The organism is Nostoc sp. UIC 10890, assembly GCF_054786515.1.
In genome coordinates this window covers 1-1,910 of the sequence record NZ_JBSGKF010000118.1, presented here as the reverse complement: position 1 = coordinate 1,910, position 1,910 = coordinate 1, and the positions used below count along the sequence as shown (strand labels likewise).

General features: G+C 36.3%; 2 protein-coding genes. Both read right to left on the bottom strand.

Annotated features, from left to right (window positions below):
• On the bottom strand, positions 1 to 1,429 hold a 1,429-nt coding region (locus ACWATR_RS39670), incomplete at its 3' end, for a hypothetical protein (RefSeq protein WP_460345779.1).
• Positions 1,430 to 1,465: 36 nt separating this feature from the next.
• Positions 1,466 to 1,910 (bottom strand): hypothetical protein (locus ACWATR_RS39665; RefSeq protein WP_460345776.1); only part of this gene is annotated, 445 nt, incomplete at its 5' end.

Sequence of the window (1,910 nt, the reverse complement as noted above, 5' to 3'; positions counted from 1 at the left end):
AATAATCAGATGTCTTAAAATTACTTGCAAAAGCATCAACTAAGGTAACTGGATAAATAAAATTGATATTATGATTTTTTTCAATTGGTTGCTCTGCAATAAAATCTGCAACATCTTTTTGCACAAATTGAATTGCTGTCCGTCCCTGAGTAAAATTTAAATTACAAAGTAAGTAAGAAGTTAATGGATGTAACGGGAAACAGCCTAAAGTAATTCTGCTGAAAAAATTTTGTGGCTCCCAGTTACGACTTTGATAATAGTTCGTTGTACGATTTTGATAGATTTCTGTGTTTAGTGCAGTTAATGTATCGCGCCATTTTTGATAAAACTGTTGCCAAGCAGAGCTTTTTTCTTGCTGGAGTAATAAATTATTAAGTACTAATTCTAAGCTAGCAGCAGGTTCGTAGGTTGTGGGGAGTAATTCGATGCGGGAAACTAATCTGTTATAGTCTTCTAAATGCTTGAGCGGAGTTACTCTTTTCGGGCTTCTTTGACTAAAGCACAGAAGAGCTATTTTACCTTTAAACTTCTCACAAATATTTGTAATTCCTTGTAATGTTGTACTGCCTGCGCGCACAGGGTCATTTGCCCAAAGTTGTAGATAATTATATAATTCATCAAATAGAATTAATACACCCTGAAACCGACTATTTTTACCGATACAAAGTTTAGTAATTACATTAGAAAGTATTTCTTCAACATCGATATCAACACCAAAATCAAGCGGTAAACCCGTACCAGTTAATTGACGGCTAATTTCTTTAACACGAGAAATAATTTGATAGTTATCTTCGCGTAACAGATCCATAACTGTATTTAAGTCGCCTTCTGGATTTCCTTGCGCTTGTAAATAAGCTTCAGCTGCTTGACGTTGTTGTGTATTAAGATTCTCAAGATACTGGAGGGGTGCTTGACAAATTTTTTGACCAAGAGATTCTGTAATTCCTTCAGATTCTACTGCTTTTCGCAAAGCTTGGAGAAAATGTTTTTTTAAGTCTATAGGTTTGTCACCGCTAAGACAGATAACTAGGTTTTTACCTTGCCGTTTGTAAAGCTTTAAATTTTCTAAAATATAATGATTGCTAGGAGTAGAGTTTTCGATTTGTTGTATAATTCCATCTACTTCAGGACTGTTAAATGGTTTCTGAAAAAAGTTAGCGATCGCTAGCGCAAAGTGCGATTTACCTTTACCATAATCTTGCACCATCAGGTGAATATTTGGTTCGTTAGGACTATGAAAACTTTGCCGCACAGCATATAGTACCCCCACTGTAGAAGTTTTCAGTTTCTTGGGGTCAGAGTCAAAGTTAAATACAAAACCCTGACATAAACGCAAATTTGCATCAGGATCATCCATAAGATCAAAGCTAACAGCATTAGCTACTAGTGCTGCTTTATTTATCGTAACTAGTTCATTGAAGAGAAGCATGAATAACCAACCCTGTAAACTTATAGAATGGATGATTTATATGCGTTGAATTCGGCTTTCATCCCAATTGGGAGGAGCTAATTTATTCGGTAGTAAAATCCACAGAATTCCTTCCAAATGTCTTGTATTAAAAAGATTTTGCCAGAACAAAGTAATTGGGCTTTCTGGTTGTACGCACATATATGTAATTAGCCGATCAAGGTCTTGAAGAATGACTAAGGGCTTGTTCGTTTCTCTACAAATCGTTTTAATACTATTTAATTCTCGGTCAAGCCGCAGATGTAATGCTAAAAAAGAGCTATTTTGACCTGCAATTCGCTTCAGCAGATGGGTGCGGTAGCTAATGCATTCAGCATTCTCAAGGTAAGCAAGTTGTCGCAGTTCCAAATCGTTAGGCGTATCCCATAGCAAAATATGGGGCCGATCGCTTGGTTTGGCTTCTCTAAGTCGCAAATCTCTAATAGTCATAGGCTTTCTCCAA